Raw genomic sequence first — 19,704 nt, forward strand, 5'->3', positions numbered from 1 at the left:
TTCATGTAAAGACAGGAAAAATGTCTGAAAAGAATCCCCTTATCCTTGTGCCCGGTCTTCTGTGTACCGAAGATTTGTGGCGGGACCAGATACAGGCCCTTTCCGATCTGGCCGATATAACCGTTGCCGATCATTCCCTTGACGATACCATTTCGGCCATTGCGGACCGGGTGCTGGAAACCGCGCCGCCGGTGTTTGATCTGGCGGGCCTGTCCATGGGCGGTTATGTGGCCCTTGAAATCCTGTTTCGTGCCCCGGAACGGGTGTCCCGTCTGGCGCTGATGGATACACGGGCCGATGCGGATTCCCCGGCTGACAAGAAAAAACGGCAGGATTTCATCAATCTGGTACAGCGGGGCAAGGCCTTCAAGGGGGTGACGGAAAGCCTGCTGCCGATCCTGATCCATCCGTCCCGGTTCGAGGATAAAGCCCTCGTCAATCGCATTTATGATATGGCGCAGGACATTGGTCGCGACGCCTTCATCCGGCAGGAAATGGCCATCATGACCCGGACCGATTACTGGGACCGGCTGCCGGAAATCCAGTGCCCGACCCTTGTTGTATCCGGCGCGGAAGATGCGCTGATCCCGGCGGCCCACCAGAAGAAAATGGCCGATGCCATCCCGGATGCGGAATTCCATTCCATTGCGGATTGCGGTCATCTTCCGACCATGGAAAAACCGTTTGAAACCAACCGCCTGATGCGAGAGTGGCTAGACTGGTAGAAAAGCAAACGGGGGCGCCAGATGGCACCCCCGTTTTTTATTGTCGTCGCCTGTCCCGAAGGGCAGGTCGGTATGGATATTCAGCAGGCTAGATATCCAGATTATCCGCAAAGCGGGCATTTTCCTGAATGAAGGTAAACCGGTGCTCCGGCTTCTTACCCATCAGGTGATCGACCCGATCGGCCGTTTCGCCATATTCCTCCAGGGGAACCTGAACCCGCAGCAAGGTGCGTTTTGCCGGGTTCATGGTGGTTTCCTTCAGCTGGGCAGGCGGCATTTCACCAAGACCCTTAAAGCGGCTGATCTCAATTTTGCCGCGGCCCTTGAATTCCTTTTCCATCAGTTCGTCCTTGTGCGCATCATCCATGGCATAGATGGTCTTGCCGCCTTGCGAGATGCGGTAAAGCGGCGGCTGCGCCAGATACAGGTGGCCGTCCGTGATCAGTTGCCGCATTTCCTGATAGAAGAAGGTCATCAGCAGCGAGGCGATATGCGCGCCGTCCACGTCCGCATCGGTCATGATGATGACCTTGTCATACCGCAGATCCTCGCGCCGGTACTTGTCGCGGGTGCCGCAGCCAAGGGCCTGCATGAGGTCGGTCAGTTCCTGATTGGCCTTGATTTTGGCAGAACCTGCGGACGCCACGTTCAGGATTTTTCCGCGAAGCGGCAGGATGGCCTGTGTTTTCCGGTCGCGTCCCTGTTTGGCGGACCCGCCCGCACTGTCCCCTTCCACGATGAAGATTTCCGTATCGTGGGTGCCGTGCTGGCTGCAATCGGCCAGCTTGCCAGGAAGGCGCAACCGGTTGGTTGCGGTCTTGCGGCTGGTGTCCTTTTCGGCCCGGCGGCGCAGGCGTTCTTCTGACTTGGCGATGATCCAGTTCAGCAGGTTATTGGCCTGATCCGGCGCCGAGGCCAGCCAGTTGTCAAAATGGTCCTTAATGGCAAGGTCAACGATGCGGGCTGCTTCGGCCGTCGCCAGCTTTTCCTTGGTTTGACCCTGAAACTGCGGTTCCGGGATGAAGACAGACAGAACCGCGCAGGCCCCGCCCAGAATGTCATCGGCAGTGATCTGGGCTGCCTTCTTGTTGCTGATCAGCTCGCCATATCCCTTGAGACCCCGGAGGAGGGCGGTTCGGAAACCGCTTTCATGGGTGCCGCCTTCAGGGGTCGGGACGGTGTTACAATAGGAGTTCAAAAAGGACAGGCTGTCGGTTGGCCACGCAATGGCCCATTCAACGCGGCCCTTGTCGCCCTCCACCTCGATCCGGCCGGAAAAGGCTTCCTGTGTGACGGTTTGCCGTCCTTCCACGGTGGCGTCCAGAAAGTCGGACAGGCCGCCCGGAAAATGCAGGGTGTCTTCTGCCGGGGTATCGTCCTTGATCAGTTCCGGTGCCGCCTTCCAGCGAATTTCCACACCCCGGTACAGATAGGCCTTGGAGCGGACCATGCGGTAAAGCCGCCCTGGACGGAGGGCTGTGCCCGGCTCGAAAATCTCGTCATCGGGATGGAAATGGATCATGGTGCCGCGCCGGTTCGGGGCCGCACCCACCTTTTCAAGCGGGGTCAGCGGGGCGCCGCGGGAATATTCCTGGCGCCACAGAACCTTGTCGCGGGCAACCTCGACCACCATTTTTGACGACAGGGCGTTCACCACGGACACACCCACACCATGCAGGCCGCCTGCGGTGTGATAGACCTTGTTCGAGAACTTGCCGCCGGAATGCAGCGTGGTCAGGATCACTTCAAGCGCTGACTTGTCCTTGAATTTAGGGTGGGGGTCGATGGGGATGCCGCGTCCGTTATCGCGGATGGACAGGGAACCATCGGCGTGAAGCTCAACATCGATGCGGGAGGCAAATCCGGCAACGGCCTCGTCCATGGAGTTGTCCAGAACCTCGGCGCCCAGATGATGGCGCGCCCGTTCATCGGTACCGCCGATATACATGCCGGGCCGTTTTCTGACCGGTTCCAGCCCTTCAAGGACTTCAATATCCTTGGCGGAATAGTCGGACGTCTCGGTTTTCGGTTGTTCAAAAAGGTCGGACATAATGTGTTTTCAAACTGAAATGGTTACCTGTTGTAGACGGGATAGAATACTGTTCTCTCAGCCGATTGAAAGTGTATAATTTACGCAATTTTATGTTTGGTCCTCAGGGTATTATAAAAAATGACTTCAGAAACACGTGATCCGATTATCAGAACCGCCCCGCAACCGCGGGATTGCAACAATAATGGCGATATTTTTGGCGGTTGGGTTTTGTCCCAGATGGATATTGCCGGGGGCGTTCTGGCCGCCCGCCGGGCGCGGGGCCGTGTTGTCACCGTCGCCGTTGAGGCCATGACCTTCCACCAGCCGATCAAGGTCGGCGATGTGGTCAGTATTTACGGCGACATCGTCAAGGTGGGGCGCACCTCCATGCATATCAAGCTGACCACCATCGTGGCGCGCAAACTGGACCCGGAAGAAATCACCGTGACCGAGGGAACCTACATCTTCGTCGCCATCGACGACAACGGCCGCCCCCGCGAAATCCCGACTGCCTGATCCTGTTGCCGCTGTTCGTTTGGGATAGCGGCGCCTTCTTGAAGCTCAAGATTTCTGATCCACCGGAACAGCCTTGCAAGGGCACCGCTGGATCAATGCTGGCATGATCCAGCGAATAGGTTTTCCAGATTTTTCCAGAAAAATTCATTCAGGCACAAAAAAAAGACGCACCGGAGTGCGCCTTTTCATTTTGTGAACATTGAATCTTGTTAACGACAAGACGCCAATTTCTAGAATGCTGTTGAGATAAATACCCGAAAAGTTATTGTAAGGTCAAGAATAAATATACAATAGCGAGCAGGGAGCTACGACATGAACTATAAGCTGGCGCTTGATTTGGGATCCACATCGATTGGCTGGGTGGCACTGGAGCTGGACAGAAGGGAGCCTGTATCCCTTCTTGATATGGGGGTGCGTATCTTTGATGACGGGCGGGACGACAAATCAAAGGAACCTTTGGCTGTTGGCAGGCGTCTGGCGCGAGGGATGCGCCGTAATCGGGACCGCAAAAAAGACCGGGTGTTGAAATTGCGGGATGCCCTGACCCGGCATGGTTTGTTCCCGGAAGATAGTCTTACGCAAAAAGCGTTGGCGGGGCTGGATCCCTATGCCTTGCGGGTCAAGGGGCTGGATTCCGAACTGGCTCCGGTTGAGCTGGGACGCGCTTTGCTGCATATCGCCCAGCGACGAGGGTTCAAGAGTAACCGAAAATCCGATCGGGGGGATAATGAAGCCGGGCCGGTCAAGCTGGCCGCAGCCTATCTGGAACAGGAGATGATGACGGCGGGTGCCCGGACACTGGGCGAGTATCTTGATAAACAGGACGTGAAGCGGGTCCGCAAGACCGGGAAGGAATACAACCTTTATCCCCTTCGAAAGATGCTGGAACAGGAGGTGGAGTTGCTGTTGGCGGAACAGCAAAAATATCATGGCGCCCTGCTAACCGATGAGGTGGCAGAGGAGTTGAAGCATATCATCTTTTTCCAAAGAGAGCTTCACAAACCCAAGGTGGGCCTGTGCGCATTTGAGTATGAGGCTGGAGAGGAAAGGGCGCCCCATGCCTTTCCGTCCGTGCAACGGTTTCGCATCTGGCAGGAAGTCAACAATCTGGATTTTGAGCGGTATAATCCAGATGATCCCCATATGACACAGGACCAGAAAAACAGGATTGCGGAAAATCTTCTGTCTGGAAAAAACCAGACCTTCAAACAAATCCGCAAAGCGTTGGATTTGGAGGACAGTCAACGGTTCAATCTGGAAAGCGATGCCAGAAGTGAACTGAAGGGGGATCAGACGGCCAAAATCCTGTCCAACAAAAAATGCTTTGGTCCGGGGTGGTTGAAACTATCCGGGGACGAACAGGATGAAATTGTCGCCTTCCTGCTGGAAGAAGAGGATGAAGGGGCGGTTCTTGAATTTTTGATGGATCGGTATGGCCTGTCTGCTGAAGGGGCGGATAATGTTTCCCATGCACGGTTGCCGGATGGGATCGGGCGTTTGTCCTTGAAGGCGATTGGTAAAATTCTACCTCATTTGCGGCAAGGGCTAACCTATGACAAGGCCTGCGCGGAAGCAGGGTATCACCATTCCGACCGGCGCACGGGGGAGGTGCCGGACCGGCTGCCCTACTACGGGGAAATGCTGCCCCACCGTGTCATTCCCGGAGACCGCACCACGGCGAATGAGGGTAAGCCGGAATTGTTTTACGGCAAGGTCAACAACCCGACGGTTCATATTGTCCTCAATCAGGTGCAAAAACTGGTTAATGCCTGTATCGAGCGATGGGGGCATCCCGAACAGATAGCCGTGGAACTGGCGCGGGATTTGAAAATGCCAGCCGAAGAGCATCGCAAGATTAATGCCCGGAACCGGAAAGAGAACGAGCGGATTGCCAAGGAACTGGCCAAACTGGATGTACGGAACACCTATGTCAACCGGATGAGATTCAAGATCTGGGAGGACTTGTCATCGGATCCGATTGAACGATGCTGCCCGTTTACAGGCGTGGTGATTTCCGAGACGGATATTTTCTCATCGCGTTTCGAGATCGAGCATCTGATCCCGTTCTCCCAATGTTACGATGACGGGCGGGCCAATAAGGTGCTGGCCCTGCAATCTGCGAACCGGGACAAGGGAAACAGAACGCCTTTTCAGGCCTTTGGTAGCAGTCCGACCATCAATGGTCATTCCTATGACTGGAACCGTATTCAGGCGCGGGCCGATCGGTTTCACAAATCCCGTCGGTGGCGGTTCCGCCCGGATGCCCTTGAGCAACTTGAGGAAAAGGGCGGGATTATTGCCCGGCAACTAAACGATACCCGATATCTCAGCCGTCTGGCGTCAGAGTATCTTCAGTTCGCTTGCCTGTCCGCCCGTGTGGATACCATACCGGGGCAGCTTACGGCCCTCATGCGGCGGAAATGGGGGCTGGAATCCGAAATCTGGGATGGCGAGATCAAGAACAGGGAGGATCATCGTCACCATGCCATCGATGCCTTCGTCGTGGGGTGTACCACGCGGGGCATGTTGCAGCGGATTGCCGGCGCCGCCCGGAACCTTGAAAACAATGCCGCCCTGCAGGAGAAACGTCACAAGCTGGTAGATGACATGCCGGATCCGTTCCCCGGGTTTCTGGATCAGGTCAAGGATCGTTTCGAGAGCATGGTGATTTCCCATAAGCCGGACCACGGAAACGCACAGAAGGCCATACAATCCAAAAATCCCTATACGATCGCGCGGCTGCATGAGGATACGGCCTATGGGTATGTGGGGCCGTCCGAGGCAAAGGGAAAAAGCTACTATGTGGTGCGCAAGGGCGTTGAAGGACTGACAAAGCGCAAGGATATTGAAGGTATTCGGGATGATGTTATCCGGGGCCGGTTCCTTGATGCGATCGAAGGCTTCAAGGACGGATCCGCAGAATTTTCCGAAGCCCTTCAGGCGGAAGCAAGAGCGCGCGAGCCTGTGATTCACAAGGTTCGTGTATTGGTGGAAAAAAGTGATGCCGTCATGATCGGTATCACCAACGGTCAGGAGGCCGCCTTTAAATTTTATCAGGGGGGCAGCAACGCCTTTACGGAAATTTACAGCCCGACCCATGGCAAGGATGCTGGCAAGTGGTTCGCCGAGACCATTCGGCAGTTTGATGCGCACCAGCCCGATTTCAGCCGTCAGTGGCGACGGAATGACCCCACGGCCCGCCTGATCATGCGCCTCCACAACAATGATATGGTGGCCTATGAGCAGGATGGGGTGCGGATTATCGCTCGCGTCAAGAAAATGACGGGGGGACGTGTCTATTTGAGGTCCCATCAGATTGCACAGGAATTGGGAGATAAATTGAGTTGGGCAGCCTCAGCAAACGAGTTGGCAAAGAGGCAAGCGCGAAAGATTTCCGTTGATATTATGGGGAGGGTTCGTGATCCCGGACCAAAAACCTCATGACGGCCGGGCGTATTCTGGATATCGCCGAAGATGATATTCATCTTTCCGCAGAGCGGGGGTTTCTGATCGTGACGAAAGGGGGGAGGGAGGCTGCCCGCCTTCCCCTTGATCAACTGGATGCGGTGATTGTCCATGCTCATGGGGCCTCTTACAGTAACTCGCTGCTTGTCCGGCTTGCAGAGCGGGGCTGCCCCGTTGTGTTCTGCGGCAACAATCACGCGCCGGCGGGTGTGATGTGGTCGGTGGAAAGCCATCATCAGCAATCAGGCCGGTTCGATTTGCAACTGGCGGCGACAGTCCCGCTTCAGAAACGACTGTGGCAGGAGATTGTCCGCGCAAAAATCCGGGGGCAGGCGGAAATGTTGCGGCGAAACGAAAAGCCGCATCATGATGCCCTGTTGTCCATTGCCGGATATGTGAAATCGGGGGATCCTGAAAATCACGAGGCCCAGGCCGCCCGGCGATACTGGAAAGCATTTTTCGGGCCGGATTTCGTGCGGGATCAGTCCTTGCCCGGCCTCAATGGCATGTTGAACTATGGTTATACGGTGCTGCGGGCCCTTGTGGCACGGCAAGTGATGGCCAGCGGTTTGTTTCCCGGGATGGGGCTTTATCACCGCAACAAGAATAACGCCCTTCGTCTTGTGGACGACCTGATGGAGCCGTTCCGCCCCCTTGTGGATCACGAGGTTTACCGTCTTTCGCTTGCCGGGCACCAGTCGGTGGAACGGGATGTCAAGCTGGCGCTAGCCTCCATCGGGAACTATCCGGTGTCCCTGCCTATGGGGGAAACGGATCTTTCCGTTGCGGTCGAAATGTTCGTCCGCTCCCTTGTCTCCTCGTTGGAGGCGGGGCAGGTCTCTCTGGTCGTCCCCGAATTCGGGTTCCGGCTGGAGGCAACATGATCAAGCGACTTTCGGGATACAGGTTCATGTGGATGATGGTTTTGTTCGATCTTCCGACCGGCACGAAAAAAGAGCGGAAGAGAGCCCATGGTTTCAGAATGTTTCTCTTGGATCAGGGATTTGAAATGTCCCAGTTTTCAGTCTATGTGCGGTTTGTCGGGGATCGGAGCAACACCAAGCCCTTCGCCCGGAAGATAGAGGCAGCCGCGCCAGCCAATGGCAAGGTTTCCATCCTCATGTTCACAGACAAGCAGTTTTCTGATATTATCAATATTCGAAACAGGGAGAAAAGCAAACCGGCATCAGAGCCGGAACAAATCCTGCTTTTCTGATGGGAACAAGATGCGAACACAGCCTCGATTTGATGTGAAGAAGACCGGATTATCCACGATATTTCAAATGGATAACCCGGTTTCTATTATAGCATTCTAGAAATCGGCGCCAAGCCGCAACTACGTTAAGCATCGGGACCTGAATAATCGTATTATAGCATTCTAGAAATCGGCGCCAAGCCGCAACCTGGGTGGAGGCCACTCTGGATATGAAGTGATTATAGCATTCTAGAAATCGGCGCCAAGCCGCAACATATATGACGACCATTTCAGGGCGTCCAGAATTATAGCATTCTAGAAATCGGCGCCAAGCCGCAACATTTGCGCTGCGCATATCAACAATAGCAACATTATAGCATTCTAGAAATCGGCGCCAAGCCGCAACCTTCGGCTTCTTTGGCCTCCCAGTGCTTCGATTATAGCATTCTAGAAATCGGCGCCAAGCCGCAACTTAAAGAGCAAGCTAATAATGTTCGGGCAAATTATAGCATTCTAGAAATCGGCGCCAAGCCGCAACGATATATTCATGAAATTGCAAGCACCTTTGATTATAGCATTCTAGAAATCGGCGCCAAGCCGCAACGCGCCGCATCACCTGATAAAACGCTTTTTATTATAGCATTCTAGAAATCGGCGCCAAGCCGCAACTCCACATTGTAATCAGCCATTATTCACCGTATTATAGCATTCTAGAAATCGGCGCCAAGCCGCAACGGAAACGACTGAGTATATGCCAAGGGAGACATTATAGCATTCTAGAAATCGGCGCCAAGCCGCAACAACACCACGGTCGGGAATGTGGATAGCGGCATTATAGCATTCTAGAAATCGGCGCCAAGCCGCAACATGCCAGCGATTGTTCCACCCATTCATCCGATTATAGCATTCTAGAAATCGGCGCCAAGCCGCAACGGGGATGCTGGTTCTTGGCCTGCCGCCGGGATTATAGCATTCTAGAAATCGGCGCCAAGCCGCAACGAAGGGGATTTCTGTGTTTCGTCCTCCCCGATTATAGCATTCTAGAAATCGGCGCCAAGCCGCAACTGGTCCCGCTTGGCATGGCGGAACATGACGATTATAGCATTCTAGAAATCGGCGCCAAGCCGCAACGTGATTGGCAAGCAACAGAAACCCACACCGATTATAGCATTCTAGAAATCGGCGCCAAGCCGCAACTGGTCTCGGCCCCTTTTTCCGCCTGATCGCATTATAGCATTCTAGAAATCGGCGCCAAGCCGCAACTGGCCAGCGATACCGTCACCAATAACGACCATTATAGCATTCTAGAAATCGGCGCCAAGCCGCAACACCAGAGGAATGGTTCAGCACCTTCTCGATATTATAGCATTCTAGAAATCGGCGCCAAGCCGCAACGTACCCGGTGTTTTTTTGTTTTTTTTGCCGATTATAGCATTCTAGAAATCGGCGCCAAGCCGCAACTTGCCGCCGCCACCGCCCTGGGGGACCACGATTATAGCATTCTAGAAATCGGCGCCAAGCCGCAACCCCTGAGCCGACCGGCGCCAAGGCTCGGCAATTATAGCATTCTAGAAATCGGCGCCAAGCCGCAACTCTTTTATGTCGGCGTGGGCGAAAACGAGGATTATAGCATTCTAGAAATCGGCGCCAAGCCGCAACTAATCGCCGCCCAGAAAGGTCTGGGTCGCCATTATAGCATTCTAGAAATCGGCGCCAAGCCGCAACATCCATTGACGGAGAAAAAAATGGCTTTCGATTATAGCATTCTAGAAATCGGCGCCAAGCCGCAACCCACAAAGCACACGGCCCCGAGATTACGAAATTATAGCATTCTAGAAATCGGCGCCAAGCCGCAACAAGCGGAAATCGACGGTTTGCCTTTGGCAAATTATAGCATTCTAGAAATCGGCGCCAAGCCGCAACGCATTGGCCCCGCTGGTAAAGGTCAACAGGATTATAGCATTCTAGAAATCGGCGCCAAGCCGCAACAAACAGCTATATTGCCAAAAAAATGTAAAATTATAGCATTCTAGAAATCGGCGCCAAGCCGCAACTGTGGATCAGGAGCGCAAAATGGAAGCTTCATTATAGCATTCTAGAAATCGGCGCCAAGCCGCAACCCATATTTTATTTTTAGTGATTGACGACACATTATAGCATTCTAGAAATCGGCGCCAAGCCGCAACGCACTTCGCGTCCCGGACTGTCTGTCCGTAATTATAGCATTCTAGAAATCGGCGCCAAGCCGCAACTTCAAAACCTCTTTTTCACTCAAAACAGCCATTATAGCATTCTAGAAATCGGCGCCAAGCCGCAACGCTCGACACCTTGCCCATTATCGCCGTTAAATTATAGCATTCTAGAAATCGGCGCCAAGCCGCAACGACGACTACCGTCATTTTAGACCTTCTCCATTATAGCATTCTAGAAATCGGCGCCAAGCCGCAACTGATGGAGGTCAGGGATCCACGAATAGTCGATTATAGCATTCTAGAAATCGGCGCCAAGCCGCAACGCCGTCGCCGTATTCATATTACCCGGCCCGATTATAGCATTCTAGAAATCGGCGCCAAGCCGCAACTTACGCATTCGGTGCTTACTAGCGCTTGGCATTATAGCATTCTAGAAATCGGCGCCAAGCCGCAACTATATAAGGTCCAACTTGAGATAGATATCAATTATAGCATTCTAGAAATCGGCGCCAAGCCGCAACTCCGTCTCCTGTTCAATGGTCAGCTTTCGCATTATAGCATTCTAGAAATCGGCGCCAAGCCGCAACAGAAATACAGGGCGGCCCCTTCCGGGTATCATTATAGCATTCTAGAAATCGGCGCCAAGCCGCAACCGGCGGTGTCAAAACACACAAAAAGACCCATTATAGCATTCTAGAAATCGGCGCCAAGCCGCAACACGGGGAATGTACTTGTGCTGCTCCAGAGAATTATAGCATTCTAGAAATCGGCGCCAAGCCGCAACCCGACAGCGATGAATTCAGACACTGACATATTATAGCATTCTAGAAATCGGCGCCAAGGGTCTAGTGGGGGGGGGCTTTTATCAGTTTATTTTAATGGAAGGGTGTGTCAGGGTAGCGGCTGTGGTGCGGAGACTACGGTGAAATTCGACCCGCCGAAGCACGAAGGCATTTAGCTGACGGAGCGAATGGGTTTTATAGGTCGGCCCCGCCGTACCACACTCTGGCAGTTGTGGTCCTTACTTGGGGGACCGGAAAAATCACAAAAAAAGGGCCGCTTTTCAGGGCGGCCCTTTTCAGTTTTGGATGCGAGCCTTAGAGGCTGAAATACATATCGAACTCGACCGGGTGCGGGGCGTGTTCGAAGCGGTAAACCTCTTCCCACTTCATTTCAATATAGGCGTCGATCATGTCTTCGGTGAAGACGCCGCCCTTGGTCAGGAAGTCCCGATCTGCATTGAGGGATTCCAGAGCTTCGCGGAGAGAGCCGGCGACGGTCGGGATGTCGCGCAGTTCTTCTGCCGGCAGGTCGTACAGATCCTTGTCCATGGCATCGCCCGGATGGATCTTGTTCTGGATGCCGTCCAGACCGGCCATCATCATGGCCGCGAAGGCCAGATACGGGTTGGCGGTGCAATCCGGGAAGCGGATTTCAACGCGCTTGCCTTTCGGGCTCGGGGAGTACGGAATACGGCAGGACGCAGAGCGGTTGCGGGCGGAATAGGCCAGCAGAACCGGTGCCTCAAACCCCGGGATCAGACGCTTGTAGGAGTTGGTGGACGCGTTGGTAAAGGCGTTCAGGGCCTTTGCGTGCTTGATGATACCACCGATATAATACAAGGCTGTTTCTGACAGGGCCGCATAACCGGAACCGGCAAAGGTCGGGTTGCCTTCCTTCCAGATGGACTGGTGCACATGCATACCGGAGCCGTTGTCACCGGAAACCGGTTTCGGCATGAAGGTCGCGGTCTTGCCATAGGCGTGGGCCACGTTGTGGATGACATATTTCTGCCGCTGGATGTTGTCGGCCGCATCAAGAAGCGTGTTGAAGCGGAAGCCGAGCTCATGCTGGGACGGCGCCACTTCGTGGTGGTGCTTTTCGACGAGCAGACCCATTTCGCGGGCAACATTCACCATTTCAGAGCGGATATCCGCACCCTGGTCAACCGGCTGAACCGGGAAGTAGCCGCCCTTGACACCCGGACGGTGGCCGGTGTTGCCGCCATCGATTTCCTTGGCGGACTGGTGCGGGGCTTCCACATCATCAAGCTGATAGAAGGAGTGGTGGCTGCCGGTCTGGAAGCGCACGTCATCGAACATGAAGAATTCTGTTTCCGGCCCGAAATAGGCCGTGTCGCCAATGCCGGTGCTGGCCAGATAGGCTTCGGCCTTCTTGGCGATGGAGCGCGGATCGCGTTCGTAATTCTCGCCGCTGGTCGGGTCGAGAATGTCGCACATGACAATCAGGGTCGGGTGGGCCGCAAACGGATCGATGGTCACCGTGCTGGGGTCCGGCTTCAGGGTCATGTCTGATTCGTTGATGGCTTTCCACCCCTTGATGGAGGAGCCGTCAAACATGATGCCGTCCTCGAACATGTCGTCGTCAACGGCGTCCACATGCATGGCCAGATGCTGCCATTTGCCCTTCGGGTCCGTGAAGCGAAGGTCAACATACTGGATGTCTTTCTCTTTGATGAGATCCAAAATCTGCGAGCTCATGGTAATATCACTTTCTCTAGATGTTTGAGTATAGGGCACCCGTCCGCACGCGGAGGGGCATGTTTTTCGGAGCGCGGGCCTAGACCGCGTCGGCTCCCTTTTCACCGGTCCGAATGCGGATCACTTCTTCCACATTGGACACAAATATCTTGCCGTCACCGATATGACCGGTGCGGGCGGCGTTCTGGATGGCCTCAATGGCGCGCTCGACAAGTTCGTCCTCAAGAACGATCTCGATCTTCACCTTGGGCAGGAAATCGACCACATATTCTGCACCCCGGTACAGTTCCGTGTGGCCTTTCTGACGACCGAATCCCTTGGCTTCGGTGACCGTAATACCTTTCAGTCCAACTTCGTGGAGGGCGTCTTTGACGTCGTCCAGCTTGAAGGGCTTGATGACAGCTTCAATTTTTTTCATTTGTCACTTCTTCATTAGACGTTACGGGGCCAGAGCGACTGTGCCTGACGTTCATGTCCAACAATATTGCACAACCCGTGCCAGTTTTGTGAAGAAGGAGAAAAATGCAGGGGCGGCGGGAAACCGCCATTGGGGAAGGGGGCGTTTCACCGCCTGCACACTATTCGGTCAGAAATTTTGCCTAAATAATGGGCAGGTGGTGAAAAAATATTCAAAAGGCGCCGTTCAGGGGCCGGATACAGACCGGCTTCCGGTCTGCGGGGAGGGGGCTGGTTATTTTCTGGGCAAGCGCAGCTTGTACAGGCCCTTGAAGTCGTTGGGGTCGGCAACCTCGCCCTTGCGGACGATTTCCAACCGGCCTTTGCGGGCCAGATGAATGGCTTGCTGACGAACGGCAGTCATATATTTGCGCCAGGCGTCTTTCGGGGTGTTTGCCTTGGCCCGGTCGGCGGCAATGGCCTGTGCCACGGCGTTGGGAGAAATTTCCCCGCCCTCGGCGACGGCGTTCAGGATATAGGTCACCACCGGATCATCGGGAAGTTCCTTTTCCTCGGCGGCGATGTCTGACGGAGTTTTGTCGGCGTCCATAATGTTTCCTTAAATGCCCTGAACGGGCCTGTATAATCTGGAAGATGGGCTTTTAGAATTTCCCGTCAATAAAAGCAAGAAAAGCCGGTCTTTGAAAGCGGGAATTGATCAGCGATCAGTAATGAGGCGGTTTCTGGTCCGCCGCCGGGACCGGAAGGTTCTCTTCAAGCGAGACAACCCGCTGTTGGGTGGTGGTCAGCTTGGCCTGCAGCCGTTCGATTTCCGACCACTGTCGGGTGACCATGTCACTGAGGTCCGTCAGGGCCTGTTCCTGATGCATGACCGTCAATTCCAGTGTGGTCAGTCGTTTTTCCAGATCGTCAGTCATGCCGGGCCTTTCCCATAATCCGCTTGCGCGTCAGTTCATGTGAAGATATGCCTTTTGGGCGCATGAACTGCAAGGAAAGATTGGTTCGAGAATGGTCAAGGAAGCAAACACGATATTGTCCGGCTTCGGCACAACAATTTTCACGGTGATGTCCGCGCTGGCAACCCGGCATGGGGCCATCAATCTGGGGCAGGGCTTCCCGGATCAGGACGGGCCAGAGGATATTCGCGATGTGGCGGCCCGCGTCCTGATGGACGGGCCGAACCAGTATCCGCCCATGATGGGGATGCTCGAGTTGCGGCAGGCTGTTGCCGATCATAATCACCGTTTCTATGGAATAGCGGTCAACCCGGAGACGGATATCCTTGTGACATCCGGGGCGACCGAGGCTTTGGCGGACTGTCTGCTGGGCCTGATCAATCCGGGGGACGAGGTCGTCCTGTTCGAGCCGCTTTATGATTGTTACCTGCCGCTGGTTCTGCGGGCCGGGGGCGTGCCGAAATTTGTCCGTCTGGACCCGCCCAACTGGGAAATCCGCGAAGATCGCCTGCGCGAAGCCTTTTCGGAGCGGACCAAGCTGGTGCTTCTGAACACGCCCATGAACCCGACCGGCAAGGTCTTCACCGTGGAAGAGTTGCAGCGCATTGCGCATTATGTGCAGGAAAGCAATGCCTATGCGGTTTGTGATGAGGTTTATGAACATCTGGTGTTCGGGGAGGCGCGGCATGTGCCGCTGGCGACCCTGCCCGGAATGGGGAACCGGACCGTGCGGATCGGGTCGGCAGGGAAAACCTTTTCCCTGACCGGCTGGAAGGTCGGCTATATCACCGGCTGTACGGATCTGATCGGGCAAATTGCCAAGGCGCACCAGTTCGTGACCTTCACGACCTCGCCAGCGTTGCAGCTTGGCGTGGCTTATGGCCTGAACAAGGGCGATGAGTTCTACACCGATTTGCGGCAGTCGTTGGAGGGCAAGCGGGATCGCTTGAAAACGGGGCTTGAGGCCATCGGCTTCAAGACAGCGGATTGTGACGGCACCTATTTTATCAATGCGGATATCCGTTCCATCGGTTTTGAGGGTACGGACGAGGAATTCTGTCGCTTGATCACGACCGAGGCCGGGGTTGCCGCCGTACCGGTCAGCGCCTTTTATGTGGGCGAGGGCGAGGAAAAACACTTTGTCCGCTTCTGTTTCTGCAAGCAGGATGCGGTTCTGGATCAGGCCGTTCAGCGCCTGTCAGAATTTTTTTCAAAAAAAGGGGAAACTCCCCTTGACCGTTCCGAAGATGGGGTCTAAATAGAGCGCCTCATCTGTGGCGAGTGTAGCTCAGTTGGTTAGAGCGCCTGACTGTGACTCAGGAGGTCGCCGGTTCGATCCCGGTCACTCGCCCCAAAAAGAAACCCCGCTTTTGCGGGGTTTTTTTGTGCCTGAATTCAGCAAACTCTCATCCTTTATTCACGGCTCAGGGCTTCTTTGTGGAAGCCTCGCTGGGTGGAAACAAGGTCGGTGGGCACCCATCCCATATAGGAATTGACGAAATCCTCATCCTCGCGGATTTCGGTGGCGGCTTTGGCAAGGTCTTTCATGAAGTCCTTGTTCCAGTCGCCCTTGGCGCATCCCACATGGATGGTGTCATAGGGGGTTTCCGCAGAGACAGGGATAAAGCTGATCAGGTCGCCTTTCCCCTGTTCGCGGGCAAAGGCAAGGGTTTCGATCAGGCGGCCCAGAACAGCGTCAACACGGCCGAATTCCAACTGTTTCAGGTCTTGCGCCCGGTCAATATTGCCCTGTTGTTGCAAAAGGGAGTCGCTTTTCTGGTCCTTGAAGCGTTTGAGGACACTGTCGATCTCGGCTGTATAGCTTTTGCCATCGTGATACTTGAAGGTGAATTGGCCCGACGCGACCAGTTCCCCAAAATCTGCGGTGCCGTCCTCTTTCAGGTAGGGCGCATATTTGTCCCGGTTTGCGGCGTTGATGATCAACCCGTTGCTCAGGTTGACGAACAGAAACGGGGAGAAGTCGATAAAGGCTTCGCGTGCCGGGTTCTTCTGCAGGGACGGAAAGCAAATCTGTTCTCCCTTCTGCATCATTTCCAGAAGCCGCATCACCGACATGGGGACTTTCTTGTGTTCGTATTGCGGCAGCTTTTCAATGATCAGGTCCAACTGACGGTCCATGAAACCGGTCCCGGCGTCCTTGCCTGTGACGATGGAGGAGGGCGGGAAATGGACCTGCCCCCACATGACGGAAAGTTTTTCTGCGTGAACGGTTTTGAGGGGGAGAAACGCAGTCGTGGCCATGAGCGCAGCGGCGGCGGTTGCAAGGAAACGCGGCATTGTACAGGATACTCCATATGAACTAATCTTGATGTAAAGTATAAAGAACGTCATTCATCAAGCAATAGAAAGTTGAACGGTCTTATTCGATCAGTCGTCCTGTTTGCCGTTTTTCTGTTTTTTCCGTCCCCACCAGACTTCTGCCCGGCGGCGCAGGCGGCGGGCAAAGGGCAGGTCGATGGACAGGACCACAATCCCAAGCGGCAGCATCCAGAACCCGACCACGGGAAGAAAACCGACAAGGCCCCCCACAATAAGCGCCCATCCCAGCAGCAACCGGTTTCGGCGATTATCCGGAATTTTTATTTTTTTGTTGAGGGTCTTTTTGTTCATGATCCCATCGTTGAAAAAGGCGCCCGGAAGGGACCGGGCCAAGGCTGGTTCTTCTATCACATAGGGGGGGATGTGGGGCGGTCTCAAGGAAAAATTGCGAAAATAGGGGGGCAGGGGATTGTTGCGTGATCCTCTGTTCCCTTTTACCCTGTTTGGAAATGTGAACAGGATGCAGGGAGGGCGTCGAATGTCGAAAGAATTGGTTTACTGGTCGGCCACGGAACTGGTGGCGGGGTATCGGACAGGGGCGGTTTCGCCGGTGGAGGCGACCAGAGCCGTGTTGGACCAGATCAGGACCTATGACAGTGCGCTCAACGCCTTTGTTCTTGTCCGCGAAGAGGAAGCGCTGGCCGAGGCCGCCCGGTCTGAGGTCCGCTGGCGGGAAGGAAAACCGGAAGGGCTGGTGGATGGGGTGCCGACCACGATCAAGGACATCATGCTGACAGAGGGAATGCCCACCCTGAAAGGATCGCGGCTGATTGATCCGGCCGGGCCTTGGCTGGACGATAGCCCGGCGGTTGCCCGCCTGAAAGAGCAGGGCGCGGTGATCGTTGGCAAGACAACAACCCCTGAATTTGGCTGGAAGGGGGTAACCGATAGCCCGTTAAGCGGGATTACCCGAAACCCGTGGAACCCGTCCCAAACACCGGGCGGGTCCAGCGGCGGGGCCGCCGCGGCCTGTGCGGCGGGGATGGGGGCCTTGCATACGGGCACGGACGGGGGCGGGTCGGTCCGCATTCCGGCGGCCTTTTCCGGTATTTTTGGCCTGAAACCCAGTTTTGGCCGTGTGCCTGCGTGGCCCGCGTCTGTATACGGTACGGTATCCCATATCGGGCCGATGACCCGAACTGTGGCGGATGCGGCCCTGATGCTTCAGGTCATGGCCGGGTATGATGCCCGTGACTGGTATGCCCTGCCGCCTTCGGAGGTGGATTTCAGTGTGATTCCCGAAAACGGCTTCAAGGAGCGGAAGGTGGCCTATAGCCGGACCCTTGGATATGCCACGGTGGACCCGGAAGTTCTGCGTCATGTGGATCATGCGGTGGAACTGGTAAAATCCCTTGGCGCCGAGGTCGAGGAAGTCGATCCCGGGTTTGGGCCGCCGGACGAGATTTTCAAGGTGCTTTGGTATTCCGGGGCCAGCTACGCGGCGAAAGACTTTTCCCAATCCGATCTGGACAAAATGGACCCGGGCCTTCGGCAGGTGGTCGAGATGGGCCGCGAATACACCCTTACTGATTTTTATGATGCCACGGCGGCCCGCGCCGAACTGGGAGCCCGGATGCGGGCCTTTCATGAAACATATGACCTGTTGCTGACACCTTCCCTGAGTGTGACCGCTTTTGAGGCCGGATTGCTGGGACCGCAGCAGGAAGATGGGGTCTGGATGAACTGGACCCCGTTCAGTTTCCCGTTCAACCTGACCCAGCAGCCGGCCTGTTCCGTTCCTTGCGGCCTGTCGGCGGATGGCTTGCCGATCGGGATGCAGATCGTTGGCCCCATGCATGCGGACGGGACGGTTCTGGCCGCAGCGGCGGCATTTGAAAAAATATCCCCTGTGGCTGGTGCGCGGCCGGACCTTGCAAAATTGGAGACAGGAAAATGACCCTGACGCGTGAAATGCTGACGGTTCCCGAAATGTATGAGGCGGACCGGCTCGCGATAGAGGGGGGCGTGCCGGGCCTAGAGTTGATGGAGGCTGCGGGGCAGGGTATCACCGCCCATATGGAGCAGGCATGGGACCCGTGTCCGGTTCTGGTGCTGTGTGGTCCCGGCAATAATGGCGGGGACGGGTATGTGGTGGCGCGTATCTTGAAACAGGAAGGCTGGCCGGTTACCGTGGCCGCCTGGGGCGATCCATCCGAGTTGACGGGTGATGCTGCGGATATGTTTGGCCAGTGGGACGGCGATACAAAAGCGTTTGACGCGGTATCACTGGACGGTATTTCGCTGGTGGTGGATGCGCTATTCGGAGCCGGGTTCCGCGGCGATCTGCCGGAGGATGTAAAGGGTCTGTTCCATGAAATTGCGGCCCGGGGACTGTCCGTTGTGGCGGTGGATGTCCCAAGCGGGATGAACGGCACCACCGGCTGGGTGGCAGAGGGAACCCAGCGGGCGGAGATGACGGTCAGCTTCTTTCGCCCCAAGGTCGGGCATATGCTGCTTCCCGGTCGGGAATATCTTGGCAAGCTGGAGATCGTGGATATCGGCATACCGCCATCGGTTCTGGATCAGATTAAGCCGCAAACCTGGATGAACGGCCGCGAATTATGGACTGATGCCCTGCCATTCCCGGAAATGTCCGGGCATAAATACAGCCGGGGCCATGCGGCGGTTGTCGGCGGCGGGGTGACCGCAACGGGCGCGGCACGGATTGCGGCGCGGGCCTGTCTGAGATCGGGTGCAGGCGCGGTCACGGTGGCGGCGCCGCCTGCGGCCGTCATGACCTATAGTATAACCCTTGAGGCGGTTATGCTGGCCTCATTGGCGGGGGCAGAGGATTTCGCTAATTGGCTGGACGTAAAAAGGATCAATGCGGTGCTGATCGGCCCCGGCAATGGGGTCACGGACCGGACGCGGGATTTCGTGGTGGCGGCCCTTGCCAGCGATGCGGCGGTCACGCTGGATGCGGATGCCCTGACCGTGTTTCGGGATACGCCGGATCATTTGTTCAGCCTGATCAAGAACCGGCAGGCGCCGGTGATCCTGACGCCCCATGGGTCCGAGTTTGAGCGCCTGTTCGATGTGGCGGGATCAGCGGTTGAGCGGGCCCGCGCTGCTGCCCTGCAATCGGGGGCGGTTGTGTTACTGAAGGGGGCGTCAACGGTTGTTGCTGCGCCGGATGGCAGGGCGCGGGTCAATGTGAATGCGCCGCCATGGCTGGCAACGGCCGGGTCGGGGGATACGCTGGCCGGGATTATTACGGGGCTTGTGGCTGGCGGGATGCCGGCATTTGATGCGGCCTCTGCCGGTGCGTGGATTCACGGAGAGGCCGGGGCGCTGTTGGGGCCGGGCATGATCGCGGAGGATCTTGAAGCGCAGATTCCAGCCGTTCTGGCAGAGTTGCAATAATT

Annotated in this window: 15 protein-coding genes, 1 tRNA gene and 1 CRISPR repeat array; of the genes, 9 read left to right on the plus strand and 7 right to left on the minus strand. The window is 55.8% G+C overall.

The genetic code is table 11. From position 1 onward, the window contains the following. The first annotated feature begins 20 nt into the window (after positions 1-20). Complete coding sequence (locus FQB27_RS11610) at positions 21-725, plus strand: alpha/beta fold hydrolase (RefSeq protein ID WP_169561207.1); 705 nt, start codon at positions 21-23, stop codon at positions 723-725. Between the two features lie 88 nt (positions 726-813). On the opposite strand, the gene parE is transcribed toward FQB27_RS11610, so the two are convergent. Further along, a complete protein-coding gene (gene parE / locus FQB27_RS11615; RefSeq protein WP_169561208.1) occupies positions 814-2,775 on the minus strand; it encodes a DNA topoisomerase IV subunit B in 1,962 nt (653 codons plus the stop codon). A 120-nt stretch (positions 2,776-2,895) separates the two neighbouring features. Between parE and FQB27_RS11620 the strand changes: the two genes are divergently transcribed. From FQB27_RS11620 to cas2, 4 genes are all read left to right on the plus strand, one after another. Beyond that, the gene (locus FQB27_RS11620; protein WP_169561209.1) at positions 2,896-3,273 is read left to right on the plus strand and encodes an acyl-CoA thioesterase; all 378 of its coding nucleotides are present in this window, start codon (positions 2,896-2,898) and stop codon (positions 3,271-3,273) included. A gap of 312 nt (positions 3,274-3,585) precedes the next feature. After that, complete coding sequence (cas9, locus tag FQB27_RS11625) at positions 3,586-6,717, plus strand: type II CRISPR RNA-guided endonuclease Cas9 (RefSeq protein ID WP_169561210.1); 3,132 nt, start codon at positions 3,586-3,588, stop codon at positions 6,715-6,717. After that, positions 6,714-7,622: a type II CRISPR-associated endonuclease Cas1 gene (gene cas1, locus FQB27_RS11630; protein ID WP_169561211.1), complete on the plus strand. Its 909-nt coding sequence runs from the start codon at positions 6,714-6,716 to the stop codon at positions 7,620-7,622. Before cas9 ends, cas1 begins: the two co-directional genes overlap by 4 nt. A gap of 35 nt (positions 7,623-7,657) precedes the next feature. Further along, complete coding sequence (gene cas2, locus FQB27_RS11635; protein WP_240953500.1) at positions 7,658-7,954, plus strand: CRISPR-associated endonuclease Cas2; 297 nt, start codon at positions 7,658-7,660, stop codon at positions 7,952-7,954. An 85-nt stretch (positions 7,955-8,039) separates the two neighbouring features. Then, positions 8,040-10,974: direct repeats of the CRISPR family, unit length 36 nt; unit sequence ATTATAGCATTCTAGAAATCGGCGCCAAGCCGCAAC. 248 nt (positions 10,975-11,222) lie between these two features. Here cas2 and glnA read toward each other — a convergent pair. The 4 genes from glnA to FQB27_RS11655 form a co-directional block, all read right to left on the minus strand. Next, entirely contained in the window at positions 11,223-12,626 is a 1,404-nt protein-coding gene (gene glnA / locus FQB27_RS11640; RefSeq protein ID WP_169561212.1) for a type I glutamate--ammonia ligase, read from the minus strand. Positions 12,627-12,705: 79 nt separating this feature from the next. Then, the gene (locus FQB27_RS11645; protein WP_169561213.1) at positions 12,706-13,044 is read right to left on the minus strand and encodes a P-II family nitrogen regulator; all 339 of its coding nucleotides are present in this window, start codon (positions 13,042-13,044) and stop codon (positions 12,706-12,708) included. Between the two features lie 273 nt (positions 13,045-13,317). Next, entirely contained in the window at positions 13,318-13,632 is a 315-nt protein-coding gene (locus tag FQB27_RS11650) for a DUF3253 domain-containing protein (protein ID WP_169561214.1), read from the minus strand. A 115-nt stretch (positions 13,633-13,747) separates the two neighbouring features. After that, entirely contained in the window at positions 13,748-13,960 is a 213-nt protein-coding gene (locus FQB27_RS11655; RefSeq protein WP_169561215.1) for a SlyX family protein, read from the minus strand. A gap of 91 nt (positions 13,961-14,051) precedes the next feature. Here FQB27_RS11655 and FQB27_RS11660 point away from each other — a divergent pair, with 91 nt between their 5' ends. Further along, entirely contained in the window at positions 14,052-15,257 is a 1,206-nt protein-coding gene (locus tag FQB27_RS11660; protein WP_169561216.1) for an aminotransferase, read from the plus strand. A 19-nt stretch (positions 15,258-15,276) separates the two neighbouring features. Beyond that, positions 15,277-15,353, plus strand: a tRNA-His gene (locus tag FQB27_RS11665). A gap of 59 nt (positions 15,354-15,412) precedes the next feature. On the opposite strand, the gene FQB27_RS11670 is transcribed toward FQB27_RS11665, so the two are convergent. Together FQB27_RS11670 and FQB27_RS11675 are read right to left on the minus strand one after the other, a co-directional pair. Beyond that, complete coding sequence (locus FQB27_RS11670) at positions 15,413-16,297, minus strand: TIGR02285 family protein (RefSeq protein WP_169561217.1); 885 nt, start codon at positions 16,295-16,297, stop codon at positions 15,413-15,415. Between the two features lie 90 nt (positions 16,298-16,387). Beyond that, a complete protein-coding gene (locus tag FQB27_RS11675; RefSeq protein ID WP_169561218.1) occupies positions 16,388-16,630 on the minus strand; it encodes a PGPGW domain-containing protein in 243 nt (80 codons plus the stop codon). Positions 16,631-16,817: 187 nt separating this feature from the next. On the opposite strand from FQB27_RS11675, the gene FQB27_RS11680 reads away from it, so the two are divergent. Both FQB27_RS11680 and FQB27_RS11685 read left to right on the plus strand, forming a co-directional pair. Beyond that, positions 16,818-18,236 carry an amidase gene (locus FQB27_RS11680; RefSeq protein ID WP_169561219.1) on the plus strand — a complete coding sequence of 473 codons (1,419 nt, stop codon included), beginning with the start codon at positions 16,818-16,820 and terminating at the stop codon, positions 18,234-18,236. Further along, the gene (locus FQB27_RS11685; protein ID WP_169561220.1) at positions 18,233-19,702 is read left to right on the plus strand and encodes an NAD(P)H-hydrate dehydratase; all 1,470 of its coding nucleotides are present in this window, start codon (positions 18,233-18,235) and stop codon (positions 19,700-19,702) included. Before FQB27_RS11680 ends, FQB27_RS11685 begins: the two co-directional genes overlap by 4 nt. The last annotated feature ends 2 nt before the right edge of the window (positions 19,703-19,704 follow it).

It is taken from the genome of Sneathiella chinensis (assembly GCF_012720115.1).
Taxonomy (GTDB): Bacteria; Pseudomonadota; Alphaproteobacteria; order Sneathiellales; family Sneathiellaceae; genus Sneathiella; species Sneathiella chinensis.

Bases quoted from the DNA above. Each gene is read 5' to 3' on its own strand.
- FQB27_RS11610 (WP_169561207.1), top strand. From the start codon at position 21: ATGTCTGAAAAGAATCCCCTTATCCTTGTGCCCGGTCTTCTGTGTACC.
- parE (WP_169561208.1), bottom strand. From the start codon at position 2,775: ATGTCCGACCTTTTTGAACAACCGAAAACCGAGACGTCCGACTATTCC.
- FQB27_RS11620 (WP_169561209.1), top strand. From the start codon at position 2,896: ATGACTTCAGAAACACGTGATCCGATTATCAGAACCGCCCCGCAACCG.
- cas9 (WP_169561210.1), top strand. From the start codon at position 3,586: ATGAACTATAAGCTGGCGCTTGATTTGGGATCCACATCGATTGGCTGG.
- cas1 (WP_169561211.1), top strand. From the start codon at position 6,714: ATGACGGCCGGGCGTATTCTGGATATCGCCGAAGATGATATTCATCTT.
- cas2 (WP_240953500.1), top strand. From the start codon at position 7,658: ATGGTTTTGTTCGATCTTCCGACCGGCACGAAAAAAGAGCGGAAGAGA.
- glnA (WP_169561212.1), bottom strand. From the start codon at position 12,626: ATGAGCTCGCAGATTTTGGATCTCATCAAAGAGAAAGACATCCAGTAT.
- FQB27_RS11645 (WP_169561213.1), bottom strand. From the start codon at position 13,044: ATGAAAAAAATTGAAGCTGTCATCAAGCCCTTCAAGCTGGACGACGTC.
- FQB27_RS11650 (WP_169561214.1), bottom strand. From the start codon at position 13,632: ATGGACGCCGACAAAACTCCGTCAGACATCGCCGCCGAGGAAAAGGAA.
- FQB27_RS11655 (WP_169561215.1), bottom strand. From the start codon at position 13,960: ATGACTGACGATCTGGAAAAACGACTGACCACACTGGAATTGACGGTC.
- FQB27_RS11660 (WP_169561216.1), top strand. From the start codon at position 14,052: ATGGTCAAGGAAGCAAACACGATATTGTCCGGCTTCGGCACAACAATT.
- FQB27_RS11670 (WP_169561217.1), bottom strand. From the start codon at position 16,297: ATGCCGCGTTTCCTTGCAACCGCCGCCGCTGCGCTCATGGCCACGACT.
- FQB27_RS11675 (WP_169561218.1), bottom strand. From the start codon at position 16,630: ATGAACAAAAAGACCCTCAACAAAAAAATAAAAATTCCGGATAATCGC.
- FQB27_RS11680 (WP_169561219.1), top strand. From the start codon at position 16,818: ATGTCGAAAGAATTGGTTTACTGGTCGGCCACGGAACTGGTGGCGGGG.
- FQB27_RS11685 (WP_169561220.1), top strand. From the start codon at position 18,233: ATGACCCTGACGCGTGAAATGCTGACGGTTCCCGAAATGTATGAGGCG.